This window comes from Haliea salexigens DSM 19537 (assembly GCF_000423125.1).
Classification (GTDB): Bacteria; Pseudomonadota; Gammaproteobacteria; order Pseudomonadales; family Halieaceae; genus Haliea; species Haliea salexigens.
In genome coordinates, this window is the sequence record NZ_AUHJ01000004.1 from 119,542 (window position 1) to 137,013 (window position 17,472).

The window sequence follows — 17,472 nt, forward strand, 5'->3', positions numbered from 1 at the left end:
CGCTGCCCAATCAGCCGCGGGCATGCGCCAGCGCGGCCTCGATATAGCTGGTAAACAGCGGGTGCCCGCCACGCGGCCGGGAGGTGAATTCCGGGTGAAACTGGCAGGCGATGAACCAGGGGTGGTCGGGCAGTTCGATCATCTCGACCAGGGCGTGATCAGCAGACCAGCCGCCCACCCGCACGCCGGCGGCCGTGAGCTGCTCTACATAATTGTTGTTGATTTCATAGCGGTGACGATGCCGCTCTACCACGCTGTCTTCGCCGTAGATGGTGCGCACCTGAGAGCCGGCTTCCAGGTAGCAGGTCTGGGCACCCAGGCGCATGGTGCCACCGAGGTCGGAGCTGGCATCGCGCTGCTGCCTGGAACCATCGGCATTTTGCCACTCGGTAATCAGGGCGACAATCGGGTGCGGCGTTGCGGCCTGCATTTCGGTGGAGTTGGCACCTTCCAGACCCATAACGTTGCGGGCGTATTCAATCAGCGCAACGTGCATACCAAGGCAAATGCCCAGGAAGGGCACCTTGTTCTCGCGGGCGTAGCGCACGGCAGTAATCTTGCCCTCAACACCCCGGTCACCGAAACCGCCCGGCACCAGAATAGCATCGGCACCCGCCAGTACAGAGGTGCCGTGGCGCTCGATATCCTCGGCATCGATGTAATCGATTTTGACATCCGCCAGGGTTTGCAGGCCGGCGTGCTTGAGCGCTTCGTTCAGCGATTTGTAGGCATCCAGCAGATCCATGTACTTACCGACCATGGCGATGCGCACGGTACCACAGGTGTCGCTGAACTCGCGGCGCAACACGTCGTCCCACTCGGCGAGGTCTGCCGGCGGGCAGTCGAGGTTAAAGCGCTCAACCACAAACTCGTCGAGGCCGTAGGCGTGCAGCATGCCGGGAATACGGTAGATGGAATCGGCGTCGAGCAAAGGAATAACCGCCCGCTCCTCCACGTTGGTAAACAGGGAGATCTTCTTGCAGGCGCTCTCCTCGATAGGCACCGCACAGCGACAGAGCAGGATATCGGGCTGCAGGCCGATGGAGCGCAGTTCCTTGACCGAGTGCTGGGTGGGTTTGGTCTTGATTTCCCCTGCGGTGGCGATATACGGCACCAGCGTCAGGTGCATCAACAGTGCCCGGCTGGAACCCACTTCCACGCGGAGCTGACGCGCCGCCTCCAGGAACGGCAGGCTCTCGATGTCGCCCACCGTGCCGCCGATTTCGACGATGGCTACGTCGGCATCGCCCGCACCCAGAATCACCCGGCGCTTGATTTCATCGGTGATGTGCGGAATGACCTGCACGGTGCCACCGAGATAGTCACCGCGGCGTTCTTTCTTCAACACGGTGTTGTAGACCCGTCCGGTGGTGAAGTTATTCGTGCGTTTCATGGTCGCGCGGGTGAAACGCTCATAGTGACCCAGGTCCAGATCGGTCTCGGCGCCGTCTTCGGTCACAAAGACTTCACCGTGCTGGAACGGGCTCATGGTGCCAGGGTCAACATTGATGTAGGGGTCGAGCTTCAGCAGGGTGACCTTGATGCCGCGCGCCTCGAGCACCGCCGCGAGGGATGCCGCTGCAATCCCTTTGCCCAAGGAAGAAACCACACCACCGGTGACGAAGACATAACGCGTCATGCAAAGCCTATCTGTACGCTGTGAACAAGGGCATCACGGGGCCTGCAGATGGAGGCGTGAAGCTGCTTCCGAGGCCCGCAAGACCTGCAAAAAGATGGGAAATCAGATTACCAGAAAGGCCCTCAGAGCTCAATCGCGCGGGCGTCTGTATTTCGCCTCCAGCGCACCCGCCAGACATCTTTGCCGCCGTCCCGGACGAGCCAGCTGCCGTCACACAGCCAGAGGTCCGCCACCGCCACCAGCGCTCCATCGTGGTAGAGCAGCGGAATATCGTCGCGCCACCAGGGAGGGATACCCGCCTCCTGCAGCAGCGTTTTCAGGCGTCGACTGCCCGCTCTCCCCGGCAGACGGCAACGCTCGCCACCTCGGCGCCAGTGCACCGTGAGCGCCGAGCCTTGAGGCAGCCGAATGCCTGGGTCGTGCCCAGCCGGCACCAGACACAGCTGACCACCACCGAACTGCAGCGACATGCCCGGCGCCAGTTGCGCGCCGCCTGCATTGCGCTCGCGCGCAGGGGGCAGGAGAAATACACCATCGCCAAACCGGCGTAAAGCATATCCCTGCCAGGTCAGCAGCGGGCTGCCGCCCCCCGCGTGAAGCTGGCGCAAAAACTCCGCGACCGTGGCCCCCGGCGGCAAGGGCAGGCCCGTATCCTCCAGCCAGCCGCGCAGCGCCATGGCGCCCGCCGCGCCCGGTCGCGCAAGAAGGTCATGCAGGTCCAGGCCCGGGTCGCCGAAAACGCTGGTCACCGCCCTCGGCGCGGGCAACAGCTCTTCCAACACACGTTCCGCGGCGCCCAGCTGATGCGCAGAGCGCTCCACGCTGCCGCGGTAACCGGGCCAGCGCTCAGCAATGGCTGGTAACACCGCGTGCCGCAGGTAGTTGCGGTCCAGTGAGGTATCGACGTTGGAAGGGTCATCGATCCAGGTAAGCCCCTCGGCGACGGCATAGGCCTGCAGCGCGCTGCGAGGTTGCGCCAGCAGCGGCCTGGCCAGCTGCCCTCGCCCCAATGCGCGCTGCTGCGGCATGCCTTGCAATCCGCGCAGGCCCGCACCACGCAGCCAGCGCAGCAGTACGGTTTCCACCTGATCGTCCTGGTGATGGGCAAAGAACATCACATCACCCACCTCCAGCAGAGGCTCCAGCGCGGTATAACGCGCCTCGCGGGCGGCCGCCTCCAGGCCGGAGCCTGTTTGACGCACGCTGACCCTGCAGATTTTCAGCGGCACGTCCAGCGCCGCACAAAACGCGCCGGCGCGCTGCTGCCATTGCTCTGCCGCCGGATGCAACTGGTGATTGATGTGCACGGCACTGATGGGCGGAGTCTGTCCTGCGCTGCGCTGGGCGCACAGCAGATGCAGCAACACCGTGGAATCCAGCCCGCCACTGAAGGCGACCCACCAGCGGCGCGCGCTGCGCCAAGGGGCCAGTGCGGCCTCCAGCGCCGCGCTGTCAAACGGGGTCGGAGTTGGGGGCGCGGTCACGGCACCGGACTGGGCGGCGCTCAGTTGCCGTAGGACATGAGGCGCTCGTAGCGCCGTTCAAGCATTTCCTCGACCGGGGATTGCTCCAGGCGGTCGAGCTCCTTGATGAGGTGCGCCTGTATGCGCTCAGCCATCAGGTCGACGTTGCGGTGCGCACCACCCATGGGTTCAGGAATGGTGGCGTCGACGATACCCAGTTCCTGCAACACCTTGGAGGTCACCCCCATTGCCGCCGCCGCTTCCGGTGCGTTGGCAGTGCTCTTCCAGATGATGTTGGCACAGCCTTCGGGGGAAATAACGAAGTAGGTGGCGTACTGCAGCATCGCCAGGTGGTCCCCCACACCGATGCCCAGCGCACCGCCGGAACTGCCCTCGCCAATGACCACGCAGATGATGGGGGTGGCCAGCCGTGACATCACCGCCAGATTCTGCGCGATGGCTTCGCTGATGCCCCGCTCCTCGGAGTCGATACCCGGGTAGGCTCCGGGGGTGTCAATCAGGGTAATGACCGGCATCTTGAACCGCTCGGCCATGGACATCAGGCGCAGCGCCTTGCGATACCCTTCCGGCTTCGGCATGCCGAAGTTGCGCAGCACCTTGTCTTTCACGGCGCGCCCCTTCTCCTGGCCGATAACCACCACCGGGCGCCCATTGAGGCGTGCGGTGCCGCCGACGATGGCGCGGTCATCTCCGAAGTGGCGGTCGCCGTGCAGCTCATCAAAGTCAGTGAAGAGACGGGAAATATAATCGAGCGTGTAAGGGCGACGCGGGTGACGCGCCACTTTGACGATATCCCAGGGGCTCAGGTTGGCGTAGATCTTTTCGGTGAGCTTGGCGCTTTTCTCGCGCAGGGTGCGAATCTCTTCGCTGATGTTGATGTCGGCATCAGTCCCAACAAGTTGCAGCTCTTCGATCTTGACCTCAAGCTCGGCGATGGGCTGTTCAAAATCAAGGTAATTGGGGTTCATGCGCTCTCGGACTCAGCAGTTCACAAGCGCGCAGTGTACAAAATTAATCCTGTGCACACCAATTCCCGGAGGAGAGTTGCCGGCAGGTACAACCAGCAACCGCTGCCTACACGCCAACCAGGCTGATCATTACCCCCGCAGCCACGGCAGAGCCTATGACGCCCGCGACATTGGGGCCCATGGCGTGCATCAGCAGGTAGTTACTGGGGTTCGCCTCCAGACCCAGGCGATTGCTGACGCGCGCCGCCATCGGTACCGCGGAAACCCCGGCAGAGCCGATCAGCGGGTTGAGGGGGTGACTGCCAAACCGGTTCATCAGCTTGGCGATCAGTACTCCCGAGGCTGTGCCGATGGCGAAGGCCACCACACCCAGCAGCATGATACCGAGGGTTTCTATATCCAGGAACTTGTCGGCAACGAGTTTCGAGCCAACCGACAAGCCAAGGAAAATGGTGGTGATGTTGATCAGGGCATTCTGGGCGGCATCACTCAGACGCTTCACCACACCGCACTCTTTCATCAGGTTGCCAAAACAGAACATGCCCAGCAGAGGCGCCGCTGCGGGCAACAAAAGCGCCACCAGAATCAGCAACATCAGAGGAAATACAATCTTTTCCCGCTGCGACACTTCGCGCAACTGGGTCATGACAATCTCCCGCTCCGCCTGCGTGGTGAGCGCGCGCATAATCGGCGGTTGAATCAGGGGCACCAGTGCCATGTAGGAATACGCCGCTACCGCGATTGGCCCCAGCAGGTCCGGTGCCAGCAGGCTGGCGACGTAAATGGCGGTGGGACCATCCGCGCCGCCAATGATGCCGATGGCGGCGGCATCCGCGAGGCTGAAGTCCATCAAGCCCAGGGTGCTGAGGCCAACCGCGCCCAGCACGGTGGCAAATATGCCGAACTGCGCGGCCGCCCCCAGGAACAGCGTGCGGGGATTGGCCAGCAGCGGGCCGAAATCAGTCATGGCGCCAACGCCCATGAAGATCACCAATGGCGCCACACCACTGGCAATGGCCACCGTGTAGAAGGTATGCAGCATGCCGTCGCTGAAACCCGCTGCTTCCGCGGCACTGGCCGCCGCCTGTTGCACGGGTGCCGCGGCCAGCCCCAGCGCCTGCAAAAGCGCTTCGGCATCGCTGGCCACGGACTGGCCCAGCAACCGGGCCATCTCCGCCAGCACGGCGGGGTCCGCGCTATGCAACGCATTTTCCGCGGCAGAATACGCAAGGCCGGCGCCGGGAATGTTCGCCAACACACCACCAAAGCCGATCGGCACCAGCAACAGCGGTTCGAACTGCTTGCGGATAGCCAGAAACAGCAGGCAGAGACCGATCAATATCATCACCACCTGGCCGGGCTGAAAGTGGGCCAGCCCGGTGGAGTCCCACAGACGCAACAGATTGCTCATAGGGTCAGGCCAGGGTGATCAAAGTGTCGCCGACTGCAACAACATCGCCCGCCTTCACCTCGACGCTCGCGACCTTGCCGTCCTGCGGCGCGCGCACCTCGGTCTCCATCTTCATGGCTTCAAGCAGCACAATCACCTGGCCCGTGGACACCGCGTCACCCACCTGCACATTGACCTTGAAGATATTGCCGGCCAGCGGTGCCGGCACGGAAGTGGCGTCTGCTGCCGCTGCAGGCCCGGCTGCCGGCTTTGCCGCCGGCGCCTCCGCGGCGGACTCGCGCACCGTGTCGACTTCACCACCGGCGCTGACTTCTACCACGTACGACTGGCCATTGACCCGAACGGTGTAGACGCCGGGCTCCTCTGCTGAGGCGTCTTGACTCGCCGCTGAGGGCTTTTTATTCGCCGCTGAGGGCTCTTTACCTGTCGCTGAGGGCTCTCTGTCAGCCGCTGATGGCTCCTCCCCCGGTGCCGGCTCAAAGGCCGAGGGGTCACCGCGGTGCTGCAGGAAGCGCAGGCCGATCTGGGGAAACAGCGCGTAGGTGAGCACGTCGTCGACTTCCTGCTCGCCGCTGGCCAGCGTAATGTTCTTTTCTTTCGCCAGTGCGCGCAGTTCGTTGGACAACCCATCCAGCTCCGGCTCCAGCAGGTCGGCCGGGCGGCAGGTGATGACCTTGTCACCCTCGAGAACGCGCTGCTGCAGGGCTTCGTTAACCGCCGCGGGAGTGGCGCCGTACTCTCCCTTGAGCACGCCGGCGGTTTCCCGCGATATCGACTTGTAACGCTCACCGGTCAATACGTTCAACACGGCCTGGGTGCCGACGATCTGTGAGGTGGGGGTAACCAGCGGGATAAAGCCCAGGTCCTCACGAACTTTCGGTATCTCCTCCAGTACTTCGTCCATGCGATCCAGGGCGCCCTGCTCACGCAGCTGGTTTTCCATGTTGGTCAACATGCCGCCGGGGACCTGGGCCACCAGGATGCGCGCATCCACGCCGCGCAGGGACCCCTCGAAGCGCGCGTATTTCTTGCGCACGCCGCGAAAGTAGCCGGCGATGTCGGAAAGCTTCTCCAGATCAAGGCCGGTATCGCGCTCGGTGCCGGCCAATATCGCCACAACGGACTCTGTCGGCGAATGGCCATACGTCATCGACATGGAGGAGATGGAGGTATCCACGTTGTCGATACCGGCTTCCACGCACTTGAGAATGGTGGCGGTGGACAGCCCGGTGGTGGCGTGGCACTGCATGTGGATAGGAATATCGCAGCTCTCCTTGAGACGCCGCACCAACTCGTACCCTGTGTAGGGCCGCAGCAGGCCAGCCATATCCTTTATGGCAATGGAATCGGCGCCCATATCCTCTATACGCTTGCCCTGATCTACCCAGGCATCCAGCGTGTGTACGGGGCTCAGTGTATAGGAGATCGTACCCTGGGCATGGCGTTCCACCGCCTTTACGGCTTTCAGCGCCACCTCGATGTTGCGCATGTCGTTCATCGCATCAAACACACGGAACACATCGACACCATTCACCGCAGCCCGCTCCACAAAGCGCTCGACGACATCATCCGCGTAGTGCCGGTAACCGAGAATATTCTGGCCGCGCAGCAGCATTTGCTGACGCGTGTTGGGCATGGCTTTCTTGAACTCGCGAATGCGCTCCCAGGGGTCCTCGCCGAGGTAACGGATGCAGGCGTCGAAAGTGGCGCCGCCCCAGGTTTCGACCGACCAGTAACCCACCGTATCCAGCTCTGCGGCCACCGGCAACATGTCCTCAAGACGGACCCGGGTTGCCAGCAGCGACTGGTTGCCGTCGCGCAAAACCACGTCGGTGATGCCCAGGGGGCGCTTGTTTTCAGCCATGCGGTTTCAATCTCCTCGAGGAAGGTTCAGCCATTGCGGCGACGTTGACGGTGCTGGTGCACCGCGGCGGTAATGACCGCGATGCGCTCCGCATCCAGTGAGGACTCTGCCGCTGCACTGGTGCGGCGCGGAGCCACGGCTTGCGACTCTGCAGGCTGCGGAAAGAAACGCAGGATCACCTGCGAAGCCAGCCCGATGGCCAGTACCAGCAGGGAAAGGAAAATCACCACCGCACTGACGCCAAACAGCATCAGCTCTACGCCCTGCATAAAAAGTTCGTCTTCGCGCAAAACCACGTCCCGCTTCAGTTCACGCTCGCATCATAAATCATCTTGGCTGCGGGGCGCCAACGTGCGCCCCGCCCCCACCACCTCAGCGCTTAACCCGGCAGGCGCACAGCGGTATACTGGTGCATTGACCGGAGATCCGATGTGCGACTGATTCTCGCCCCCATGGAAGGCGTCATTGACGCCGGCATGCGCGCCCTGCTGACCCAGATCGGCGGGCTGGATCGCTGTGTGACCGAATTCGTGCGGGTCAGCGACCGCCTGCTGCCGCCGCGTGTATTCCATCGGCTGTGCCCCGAATTGCGGGAAGGAGGCCTTACCCCGGCAGGCGTACCGGTTTATCTGCAGTTGCTGGGCGGGCAGGCGCAACCCATGGCGGACAACGCGCTGCGGGCCGCTGAACTCGGTGCACCGGGCATCGACATCAACTTTGGCTGCCCGGCGAAAACGGTCAACCGCTCCGATGGCGGCGCCGTTCTGCTGCGCGAACCTCAGCGCGTGGGCGCAATCGCGGCTGCCGTGCGCCGTGCGGTGCCCGCCCACCTGCCGGTTACCGCAAAAATTCGTCTCGGCTTCGAAGACCGTTCACCATTTCTGGACAACGTGCGCGCCCTCGCCGATGCGGGCGTCAACGAGCTGGCTATCCATGCCCGCACCCGCAGCGATGGCTACAAGCCACCGGCCTGGTGGGACGAAATTGCGCGGGCGGTGGCGCTGGTGGATTTCCCCGTCATCGCCAACGGCGAAATCTGGAGCCCCGAGGACAGCCAGCGAGCGCGCAGTGCCAGCCACTGTGAAGACCTGATGCTGGGCCGCGGTGTGCTGTGCCGACCGGACCTGCCCAGACTGGTGCGCGCAGCCACTGACGGCGTGGACGCCCGGGGGCTGTCCTGGCTGGATATTGCCGAGTTGCTGCAGGGCTTTGCGCAACAGAAGCAAAGGGAGTGTGCAGAACGGCACGCCGCGGGGCCGGTCAAACAGTGGCTGGGTTACCTGCGTCACTATTACCCCCAGGCCGCAGCGCTGTTTGCCGACGTTAAACGCCTCACAGACCCGGAAGCGGTCTGCGCGGTCATTCGCGCCCACACACCCTCGCGTACCGGGGAACACTCCACGGCCGTTGCCGCCTGAGGCAGCAGCATCAGCACAGAAGGCTCACGTTATGCCCCATACCGCATTCATCACTGGCGCCACCTCCGGCTTTGGTCGCGCCTGCGCCCACCGTTTCGCCGATGCCGGCTGGAACCTTGTTTTGAGCGGCCGGCGCAGCGACCGCCTGCAGGAAATCCAGGACGCACTCCAGGCGCGCTGCGCCGTGCACACAATCAGCCTTGATGTGCGCGATACCGCCGCAGTACAGGACGCCGTGGCAAGCCTGCCGCAGCCGTTCAGCGAGGTGCATGTACTGGTCAACAACGCCGGGCTGGCGCTCGGCACCGCTCCGGCACAGCACAGCGATCTCGAGCAGTGGCACCGTATGATCGATACCAACATCAAGGGGCTGACCACCGTGACGCATGCCCTGCTGCCAACGCTGGTGGCCCGCGGTCGCGGCACCAGCATCATCAATATCGGCTCCGTTGCCGGCCACTGGCCTTACCCCGGTGGCAATGTGTACTGCGGCAGCAAGGCCTTTGTCGAGCAGTTTTCACTCGCGCTGCGCAGTGACCTGCAAGGTAGCGGCGTGCGTGTGAGCTGCCTGGCCCCGGGGCTTTCGGAGAGCGAGTTCACGCTGGTGCGTACCGGCGGTGACCAGGCAGCCTACGATGCGCTCTACGCCGGTGCCGACCCCATTCAGCCGCAGGACATTGCCGACACTGTATTCTGGCTGGCAACCCTGCCGGCGCACCTCAACGTCAATTCGCTGGAGCTGATGCCGGTCAGCCAGTCCTGGTCACCCTTCACCATTTCCCGGCGCTGATTTGACCTGAATCAATAACAGGAAGTGCCACGCTTGCTCCCATCTGTTACCGCCCCCATCATGAATACAAGGGTATTCACCGGGAGGGCTTTACTATGACATTGATTTCACCGCGCCACCGTCTGTCACTGGCGATCAGCCTGCTCAGCGCGCTCGCACTGGCACCCGCCGTCGAAGCTGAGCCCCTGCGGGATCGCGCCAACGACCTCTTTAACCCTGTTCCGGCAAGCGGCAACAGCGCTGCGGACGGCAAGCTCAACCCGGACCAGGTCGAGCTGGGTAAAATGCTGTTCTTTGAACCCCGCATTTCCGCCAGCCATTTAATCAGCTGCAATACCTGCCACAACGTCGGCTTTGGTGGTCACGACTACCTGCCCACCTCCATCGGGCACGGCTGGCAGCGGGGCCCCCGAAATTCACCCACCGTATTCAATGCGGTATTCAATGCGGCCCAGTTCTGGGACGGCCGCGCGGCCGACCTCGCCGAACAGGCTAAAGGCCCGGTACAGGCCAGCGTGGAAATGAGCAGCACGCCGGCGCGGGTCACCGCAACGCTGAACAGCATGCCGGAATATGTCGAGCGCTTCCAAACCGCTTTTCCCGATGCAGCGGAGCCCGTGAGCTTCGACAACATGGCGTTGGCCATAGAAGCCTTTGAAACCACCCTGACCACGCCGGGCTCGGCGTTTGACGCCTACCTGAACGGCGACGCTGCGGCGCTCACCGCGCAGCAGAAAGCAGGCCTCGGCCTGTTCATGGACAAGGGCTGCGCGGCCTGTCACACCGGGGTCAATTTGGGCGGCCAACACTACTTTCCCTTCGGCCTGATTGCACGGCCGGGCGCTGACATCCTGCCGGTGGGCGACAAGGGGCGCTTTGCCGTCACGCGCACCGCCTCCGATGAGTATGTGTTTCGCGCAGCCCCCCTGCGCAACGTGGCCCTTACCGCACCCTATTTCCACTCGGGCGCAGTCTGGAGCCTTGAGGAGGCGGTTGCCATTATGGGCCGTTCCCAGCTAGGCGCCGAGCTGGACGCCGAAGAAGTCAGCCAGATTACTGCATTCCTGGAGTCACTCACCGGGGAACAGCCGCACATCGAGTACCCGTTACTGCCGCCCAGCACGGCTGATACACCGCGGCCCGACCCGTTGTGGAAACCGACCGCCGGCCACTAGGGTCATTAACCAGGGGCGGCGCGCCGCCCCCATTGCTACGGCGTCAGTGAAGCCTCCCGGGCTGCCTTGAACTCCACACCGTCACGCCATTCGGGAAAGTCGCGGTTGGACGCCAGTTCGCGGCCCATCTCCAGCAACAACAACACTTCCTGAGCCGCCCCGCTCAGGTCCCAGGCGGGATCGTATTCATCCGAAGGCTTGTGGTAGTGGTTGGCCACGTAGTCACGCAGGCGCGCATCGCCCCAGGCCTTGCCGTGCTCAACACTGTCGGTCGCATTAGTCAGGTACAGTGCGGGAATGCCCACCTTGGCCAGGGAAAAATGATCCGAGCGATAGTAGGAGCCCTTTTCCGGGTAGGGCTCCTGCACCACCACCCGACCCTGCCGCTGCGCCGCACGCAGCAGATAGTCCTCCAGTTCGCTGTTGCCATACCCCACCACGGCAACGTCGCGAGTGCGCCCGAGGTTTCCCGCCGCGATGTTATCCATATTGAAATTGGCCACTGTTTTCTCAGGCGGAAACAGCGGGTTTTCGGCGTAGAACTTCGAGCCCAGAAGCCCGGACTCCTCCGCCGTTACCGCCAGAAACAGCACCGAGCGCTCGGGCGGCTCCCCGCCGGTGAGAAACTGCCGCGCCAGGGCAAGCAACCCCGCCACCCCGGACGCGTTATCGCTGGCGCCGTTGTAGATATTGTCGCCGGCATCACCCGGGCGCACGCCGAGGTGGTCCCAGTGGGCGGTGTAAATGATCACCTCATCGGAATGCTGCGAGCCGGGAACCAGCGCCGCCACATTGTGTGACATACGGTCTGACAGGCTGTTATTGAGCGTCACCGAAGCCTGCATCCCTCCCAGGGCCACCGCTTCGAAATCCGCCCGGGCCGCCGCTGCCTTGTCGGCGGCATAGTCGCGCCCCGCCGCGGCAAACAGCCTCTGCGCCTGCGCTAGCGGAATCCAGCCTTCCACCGCCAGCTTGTCGCGATGACGGTTCTCTGCCGTCAGGCCGATTTTGGCGCCCGACCAGCTGTTGCGTACCACTTCCCAGGGGTAGGCGGCGGCATCGGTCTCATGCACGATCAGTGCACCCGCGGCACCCTGCCGGGCCGCTTCGGCGTACTTGTAATCCCAGCGCCCGTAGTAGGTCATGGCATTGCCGTTGAACAGTGCGGGATCCTGCGTGGCAAAGCCGGGGTCGTTAATCAGCACCACCACGGTTTTACCGGTCACGTCCACGCCCGCATAGTCGTTCCAGCCGCGCTCGGGCGCGTTGATTCCATAGCCCACAAACACCAGCTCGGAATCGGCGATACCGGTGGTTGCCACCTGCTGTTGGGTCGACACCATCATCTCCTCGCCGTAGGCCCAATCAGCATTGAAGGCATCACCGCGTATGGCCAGCACGGCTGCGGGGTCAGTGGTCACCGCGGTGATGGCCACTTCCTGTAGCCAGCTGTCACCATTGCCGGGCTTCGCCCCGAGCGCAGCAAAGTGCTTCACCAGCCAGTCGATGGTCATCTCTTCGCCGGCTGTCCCCGGTTCACGGCCCGCGTAAGTGTCCTGCGCCAGTTCGGCAATATGAAAATGCAGGTCTTTCTGCACCTGCTCGTCAGCAGTCAGCGCAGCGGCCGCCTGCGACCATACGAGCGTGGCACTCAGGCCACAGGCGGCGACCAGGGTAGCAAGGTGTGATGTCATGGGAGCTCCAGCGGTTGCAACAACGTGACCCGAAGCATAGACGGTTTCACCCCGCGCCGCACGAGCCCCCGGGGATCACACGCACTGCGGCTGGGGGCTGCGCAAAGTCATCCCATGAATGGTATTCTCCAATCCAGCGCCCGGCGCCCACACCCCATCGCCACCAGGAACCTGTGGAATGACAATAACAGCCAGCCCCGCTCCCTCGGACGACACCGCTTTTTTCGGCCATCCCCGCGGCCTCTACGTATGCTTTGCCACGGAATTGTGGGAGCGCTTTTCGTTCTACGGCATGAAGTACCTCTTATTGCTCTACCTCACCAAGTACCACCTGTTTTCGGATGCCAACGGCCTGGAGGTGCTGGGTGGCTACGCCGCATTGGTGTATGCGATGCCGGTGATCGGCGGCCTGCTCGCCGACCGCTATCTTGGCATGCGCAAGTCGGTAGTGTTTGGCGGGCTATTACTGGTCCTCGGCCACCTCGGCATGGCGGTTGAGGGTGAGCAGGCGCGGCTGGTCGGCGATACCGTGGTACGCGATGACCGCGCCCTGCAGGTGTTCTACTTTTCGCTGGCCCTGATCGTGGTCGGCGTCGGCTTCCTGAAGCCCAACATTTCCACCATTGTCGGCCGGCTGTATGGCATCGATGACCCGCGACGGGACGCCGGTTTCACCATCTTCTACATGGGCATCAACCTCGGCGCGCTGACCGCCACACTGGTGTGTGGCTACCTGGGAGTGACCTATGGCTGGGGCTACGGCTTCGGTGTGGCCGGTATCGGCATGTTGTTTGGCCTGGTGACCTTCCTGCACGGACAGAAGCATCTGCGCGGCCACGCAGAACCGCCCGTACCCGAGCGTCTGCGAGAGCCTGCACTGCCGGGTTTGAACAAGGAGTGGGCGATTTACCTGGGTGCCGGCGCCGGCGTTGTCGCCGCTTGGCAGATGCTGCAGTTCCACGGCGCCGTGGGCGTGCTGCTGAATGTGCTCGCCATCGTCGTACTCCTGGGCCTCGCGTGGTTCATCGCCTTCCGCTGCAATCCGGTAGAGCGCAGCCGTATGCTGGTACTGGTTGCACTGACCATCTGCAGTGTAGTGTTCTGGTCGTTGTTTGAGCAGAGCGCCGCATCGATGACGCTGTACGCCGACCGGGTGATGGACCGCACTGTTTTCGGCATCAACTTCACCGCCGCGCAGTTCGGTTTTTTCAACGCGTTCTTCATATTCCTGCTGGCACCGGTGTTCGCCTGGCTGTGGACCGTGTTGGGCCGACGCGGTATCGAACCCTCCACACCCGTGAAGTTCGGTCTGGGTGTGGCGTTTGCCGGGCTGGGCTTTGGCGCCCTGGTACTGGGTGCCGCGTCCCCCAATGAGGCGGGCCTGGTCATCGGCTACTGGATGGTGCTGGCGTACCTGCTGCACACCGCCGGTGAACTCTGCCTTTCGCCAGTCGGCCTGTCTGCGGTCACCAAACTGTCAGTACCCGGTGTGGTGGGCGTTATGATGGGCGCCTGGTTCCTCGCCACCGCCTATTCGCAACATGTGGCGGCACAACTTTCCAAGCTGGCGGCACTGGATCTGCAGGCCGGCGCCGGTGACGTCGCCACGGCTCTGGCCACCTACACGGAGCTTTTCACGAGTCTGTTCTACGTCGGCCTCGGGGTGGCGGCAGTGCAATTCCTGCTGGCGCCCCTGCTGAAGAAAATGATGCACGGCATTCACTGAGCGGCACAGGACACAAGCCATGACAAGCGCGGATCGCGAGTTCGACATTATCCTTTGGGGGGCCACCGGTTTTACCGGCCAACTGGTCGCGGAGTACCTGGCAACGAGCTATGGCGCCAACGGCACCCTGCGCTGGGCGCTGGCGGGCCGCAATGAGGCCAAGTTGCAGGCCGTGCAGCAATCGCTGATGGCCCACACCAGCGGCATGGCAGTCCCGCTGGTGGTGGCCGACAGTGATGATGAGCAAAGCCTGCGCGACATGGTGGCACGCGCCGCGGTGGTGTGCAGTACGGTAGGGCCCTACGCACGCTATGGTACGCCACTGGTCGCGTGCTGTGCGGAGAGTGGCACTCACTATTGCGACTTGTCCGGAGAAGTACAGTGGATGGCGCGCGTAATACCCGCCTATCAGGCCACGGCGGCTGCCAGTGGCGCACGCCTGGTACACAGTTGCGGCTTCGATTCCATTCCCTCGGACATGGGCACCTGGTTTCTGCAACGTCAGATGGTGTCACGACAGGGGGTGGCAGCACGCCACGTAAAGTCCCGGGTAGGCCGCACTCGCGGCACCGCGAGTGGGGGCACCATCGCCAGCATGCTCGAAGTTCTTGATGAGGCACGCCGCGACAAGCAAATTCGCAAGCTGTTGGCCGACCCCTACTCCCTCTGCCCGGAAGGTACTACCGGCCCCGACGGGCGCGACCAGGCCGGCGCTCGCTACGACGCCGACTTCCAGCGCTGGACCTGCCCCTTCATCATGGCCGCCATCAACGGTCGCGTTGTGCGCCGCAGCCATCACCTGCTAGGCATGCCCTGGGGTGAGGACTTTCGCTTCGACGAGGCACAGCTGTGCACCTCGCGCGCACAGGCCCTGCGCAACACACTGGGCATAGGCGGCGCCATGCTGGGCCTGTCAACCGGACCCGGACGCAAACTACTGCAACGTTTCCTGCCGGCCCCGGGAGAAGGCCCGGACCGGGAGCAACGGGAGGCCGGACACTACGAACTGTTCTTCCACGGCGTACACCCGGACGACAGCGCCCACGACATGCGGGTGCGCGTCGCCGGCCAGCTCGACCCGGGCTACGGGTCCACGGCACGCATGTTGGCCGAGTCCGCAGTGAGCCTGGCACAGGACCCGCTCACCTGCGGAGGTGGCTTCTGGACGCCCTCCTCGGCGCTCGGTGAACATTTGCTTGAGCGCCTGACCTCGCGTGCCGGCCTCACCTTCGAGGAAGTGGCGATCGATTAACCCACGCGGCCGCACATAACACGGCGGGAGATCGCCCATTGCCTGACCAACCCTCTACGCAGGCCTCAACGTCCGGGTTGAAACGCTTCAACCTGGTGTTCTCGGGAGAGATCCTGAGCGGCACCGACCCGGCCGCGGCGCGCCGGCATTTCGGTACATTGTTCCAGATTGACGACCCGAAGCGTATTGCACGCTTCTTCAGCGGCGCACCGATCATTCTGCGCCGCGGCCTGGAGCAAAAGGCGGCTGCCGCCTGGTTTGTCCGCATGCGCGGCCTTGGCCTGCAGGCTCACCTGCAACCTGCAGCCGGGTTACCGCCTGTGCCAGCCGCGCAAAAACCCGGCAAGCAGACCCCGGCTCCGCCCGCTGCCACAGGTACGGCGCGCTGGGGGCCCAACCCCTACACGCTGAAGCCCTACCGTGCGCCGGCCGCCGTGGCCGAGCGCGCGCTGCAAGCACGCAAGCGCGCCCACGTCGCCCTCGGCACGGCACTGCTGGCCATCTGCCTGCTGTTTGCGCTCACAACGCTGGCGCAGCTGTTGCCGCCACCCCCCGCCGTGCCCGCACTGCGCGCAGCGGCGAGCAACGACGCGGGCGAACTGATGCTGGCAACCCGACAGCTCCTGCTGCACCACGACCGATCCGGCGCCGCACTGGGCACGCTGTCGCGCGCACAGCTAGGGCTCACAGCACCTCTGCAGCAACTCCTCTGGCTGGATCGCGCGCGCCTGCTGGTGCAGGTCGCAACCACCGAAGGCGGCAACCTTTACCGCTGTGTGATCCCCGAGGCCCAATGCAGGGCCTTTGCCGGCGATCAGGGGCACTGGCGCGCAGACGCCATGGTCCGGGTTCCCAATAGCCCGCACGTCGTACTCGCCGACAGCGCGAATGGAAGGTTGCTGCGCGTGGACAGCGCCGGCAATGTGGTGGCCGAGCGCAGCACCGCACTGCCGACGAGGCCGCGACTGCGCATCCACGACGGACTCCTGTTCACGAACAGTGCCGCTGGCCCTGCCCTGAGCGTTTATCGCTATGAGGTCGCAGCGTTTGCCGAGCAGCTTGATGAGCTGCTGCTATTGCCAGCGGCCGCCGTCGCCGCCGAACTGGGTAATGTGCAGGACTTCGCGCGGGTCGGCGCGTTCTGGTGGGCGGTTCTCGACAATACGGACACTGGCCAGCGCGGCGTATTTCGCTTCGACGCCCAGTGGAACGCGCTGCCAACCGTAGTGCCACCGGCGCCAACACCCGCCCTCGCGCTGGTCCCCTGGGAGGAGCGATTATTGCTGTTACCGGCCGGTGCCTATGTTCTGCAGCGTTACGCAGCAGATGGCACCGCGGGGGCGGCCCTGGAGGTGGAAGCACTCAATATGCGCGCAACCCAGCGCAGCCGCGCGCTGCAATTGCGCACAACCCTGCTCGGGAGTGCACGCGCCCTGTTGCTGCTGGCAAGTATACTGGCCATATTTTACGGTGTCTGGCAGTACGCCAGATACAGGGTGTTCGCGCTGGATCGAGGACGTCATGCCCCCATGCTCGGGCCGCGTATGCAGCACGTCGAATGGCTGCAGCCCGCTCACACCACGAAGCGGCGCGGCTTTTCAGGCGGGCACGCGGCGCAGGGGCGCGGGCACATCGGCCTGCTCGGCCCGCTGCTGGTCCTGGTCGACCACCGCGGGGTTTATCATGCCGGCAACGGCATACAGGTTCAGCGGCATCCGCGGTTCCTGCGTATCGAAGGGGTTCAGGTGCCCACCGGCTCAGCCAGGAAGCCGCTTTTCAAGACTGCCCGCTGGCCCGATGTCGAAAGGCTGCTATCCGGCTGTAGCCGTGGCGACGCCGCCGGCGTTGTAATCACGATGCTGGAGGCCAGACAGCCGCTGGCGTTGGCGGGCGCCGCCGTGCCGGTTCTGCTCGTTACCGCTTTGGTCCTGGCCCTGATGGCCTGAGCGCGCTGCGCCAAACACGGCGCGGGCAAGGCAAATTCGTTATACTCGGCGAGCGCAAACGCCTCGCCAGACGGCAGCACACGCGGACAGAAACAAGGACCTCGC

At 63.9% G+C, this 17,472-nt stretch carries 13 protein-coding genes; 6 read left to right on the forward strand and 7 right to left on the reverse strand.

All coding sequences use genetic code 11. The features are described from left to right. Nucleotides 1-10: 10 nt before the first annotated feature. The 6 genes from G533_RS0106195 to G533_RS0106220 form a co-directional block, all read right to left on the reverse strand. On the reverse strand, nucleotides 11-1,639 hold the full coding sequence (locus G533_RS0106195) for a CTP synthase (RefSeq protein ID WP_027949213.1): 1,629 nt from the start codon (nucleotides 1,637-1,639) through the stop codon (nucleotides 11-13). Nucleotides 1,640-1,761: 122 nt separating this feature from the next. Then, complete coding sequence (tilS, locus tag G533_RS0106200) at nucleotides 1,762-3,123, reverse strand: tRNA lysidine(34) synthetase TilS (RefSeq protein WP_027949214.1); 1,362 nt, start codon at nucleotides 3,121-3,123, stop codon at nucleotides 1,762-1,764. Between the two features lie 20 nt (nucleotides 3,124-3,143). Beyond that, the gene (gene accA / locus G533_RS0106205; protein ID WP_027949215.1) at nucleotides 3,144-4,091 is read right to left on the reverse strand and encodes an acetyl-CoA carboxylase carboxyl transferase subunit alpha; all 948 of its coding nucleotides are present in this window, start codon (nucleotides 4,089-4,091) and stop codon (nucleotides 3,144-3,146) included. 106 nt (nucleotides 4,092-4,197) lie between these two features. Continuing rightward, nucleotides 4,198-5,502 carry a sodium ion-translocating decarboxylase subunit beta gene (locus tag G533_RS0106210; RefSeq protein WP_027949216.1) on the reverse strand — a complete coding sequence of 435 codons (1,305 nt, stop codon included), beginning with the start codon at nucleotides 5,500-5,502 and terminating at the stop codon, nucleotides 4,198-4,200. A gap of 4 nt (nucleotides 5,503-5,506) precedes the next feature. Beyond that, complete coding sequence (gene oadA, locus G533_RS0106215; RefSeq protein WP_027949217.1) at nucleotides 5,507-7,366, reverse strand: sodium-extruding oxaloacetate decarboxylase subunit alpha; 1,860 nt, start codon at nucleotides 7,364-7,366, stop codon at nucleotides 5,507-5,509. Between the two features lie 26 nt (nucleotides 7,367-7,392). Continuing rightward, entirely contained in the window at nucleotides 7,393-7,656 is a 264-nt protein-coding gene (locus G533_RS0106220) for an OadG family protein (RefSeq protein ID WP_144079806.1), read from the reverse strand. Between the two features lie 141 nt (nucleotides 7,657-7,797). Between G533_RS0106220 and G533_RS20790 the strand changes: the two genes are divergently transcribed. From G533_RS20790 to G533_RS0106235, 3 genes are all read left to right on the forward strand, one after another. Then, nucleotides 7,798-8,784, forward strand: coding sequence for a tRNA dihydrouridine synthase (locus tag G533_RS20790; RefSeq protein WP_051230035.1), 987 nt, complete (start codon nucleotides 7,798-7,800; stop codon nucleotides 8,782-8,784). Between the two features lie 31 nt (nucleotides 8,785-8,815). Beyond that, entirely contained in the window at nucleotides 8,816-9,574 is a 759-nt protein-coding gene (locus G533_RS0106230) for an SDR family NAD(P)-dependent oxidoreductase (RefSeq protein ID WP_027949219.1), read from the forward strand. A 95-nt stretch (nucleotides 9,575-9,669) separates the two neighbouring features. Continuing rightward, nucleotides 9,670-10,749 (forward strand): cytochrome-c peroxidase, encoded by a 1,080-nt coding sequence (locus G533_RS0106235; RefSeq protein ID WP_035526771.1) that lies wholly within the window; start codon nucleotides 9,670-9,672, stop codon nucleotides 10,747-10,749. Nucleotides 10,750-10,784: 35 nt separating this feature from the next. Here G533_RS0106235 and G533_RS0106240 read toward each other — a convergent pair whose 3' ends face one another. Next, nucleotides 10,785-12,443, reverse strand: a complete 1,659-nt coding sequence (locus tag G533_RS0106240; RefSeq protein WP_027949221.1) for a M28 family metallopeptidase — start codon at nucleotides 12,441-12,443, stop codon at nucleotides 10,785-10,787. Between the two features lie 178 nt (nucleotides 12,444-12,621). Between G533_RS0106240 and G533_RS0106245 the strand changes: the two genes are divergently transcribed. Genes G533_RS0106245 through G533_RS23365 form a run of 3 tightly spaced genes read left to right on the forward strand, consistent with a single transcriptional unit; the run spans nucleotide 12,622 to nucleotide 17,367 of the window. Then, complete coding sequence (locus G533_RS0106245; RefSeq protein ID WP_027949222.1) at nucleotides 12,622-14,169, forward strand: peptide MFS transporter; 1,548 nt, start codon at nucleotides 12,622-12,624, stop codon at nucleotides 14,167-14,169. Between the two features lie 19 nt (nucleotides 14,170-14,188). After that, complete coding sequence (locus G533_RS0106250) at nucleotides 14,189-15,421, forward strand: saccharopine dehydrogenase family protein (protein WP_027949223.1); 1,233 nt, start codon at nucleotides 14,189-14,191, stop codon at nucleotides 15,419-15,421. 38 nt (nucleotides 15,422-15,459) lie between these two features. Then, nucleotides 15,460-17,367: a hypothetical protein gene (locus G533_RS23365; RefSeq protein ID WP_144079807.1), complete on the forward strand. Its 1,908-nt coding sequence runs from the start codon at nucleotides 15,460-15,462 to the stop codon at nucleotides 17,365-17,367. The last annotated feature ends 105 nt before the right edge of the window (nucleotides 17,368-17,472 follow it).

Coding starts and splice junctions, on each gene's coding strand:
- G533_RS0106250 (WP_027949223.1), top strand. CDS start 14,189: ATGACAAGCGCGGATCGCGAGTTCGACATTATCCTTTGGGGGGCCACC.
- G533_RS0106240 (WP_027949221.1), bottom strand. CDS start 12,443: ATGACATCACACCTTGCTACCCTGGTCGCCGCCTGTGGCCTGAGTGCC.
- G533_RS0106245 (WP_027949222.1), top strand. CDS start 12,622: ATGACAATAACAGCCAGCCCCGCTCCCTCGGACGACACCGCTTTTTTC.
- G533_RS0106235 (WP_035526771.1), top strand. CDS start 9,670: ATGACATTGATTTCACCGCGCCACCGTCTGTCACTGGCGATCAGCCTG.
- accA (WP_027949215.1), bottom strand. CDS start 4,091: ATGAACCCCAATTACCTTGATTTTGAACAGCCCATCGCCGAGCTTGAG.
- G533_RS0106210 (WP_027949216.1), bottom strand. CDS start 5,502: ATGAGCAATCTGTTGCGTCTGTGGGACTCCACCGGGCTGGCCCACTTT.
- G533_RS0106195 (WP_027949213.1), bottom strand. CDS start 1,639: ATGACGCGTTATGTCTTCGTCACCGGTGGTGTGGTTTCTTCCTTGGGC.
- oadA (WP_027949217.1), bottom strand. CDS start 7,366: ATGGCTGAAAACAAGCGCCCCCTGGGCATCACCGACGTGGTTTTGCGC.
- G533_RS0106230 (WP_027949219.1), top strand. CDS start 8,816: ATGCCCCATACCGCATTCATCACTGGCGCCACCTCCGGCTTTGGTCGC.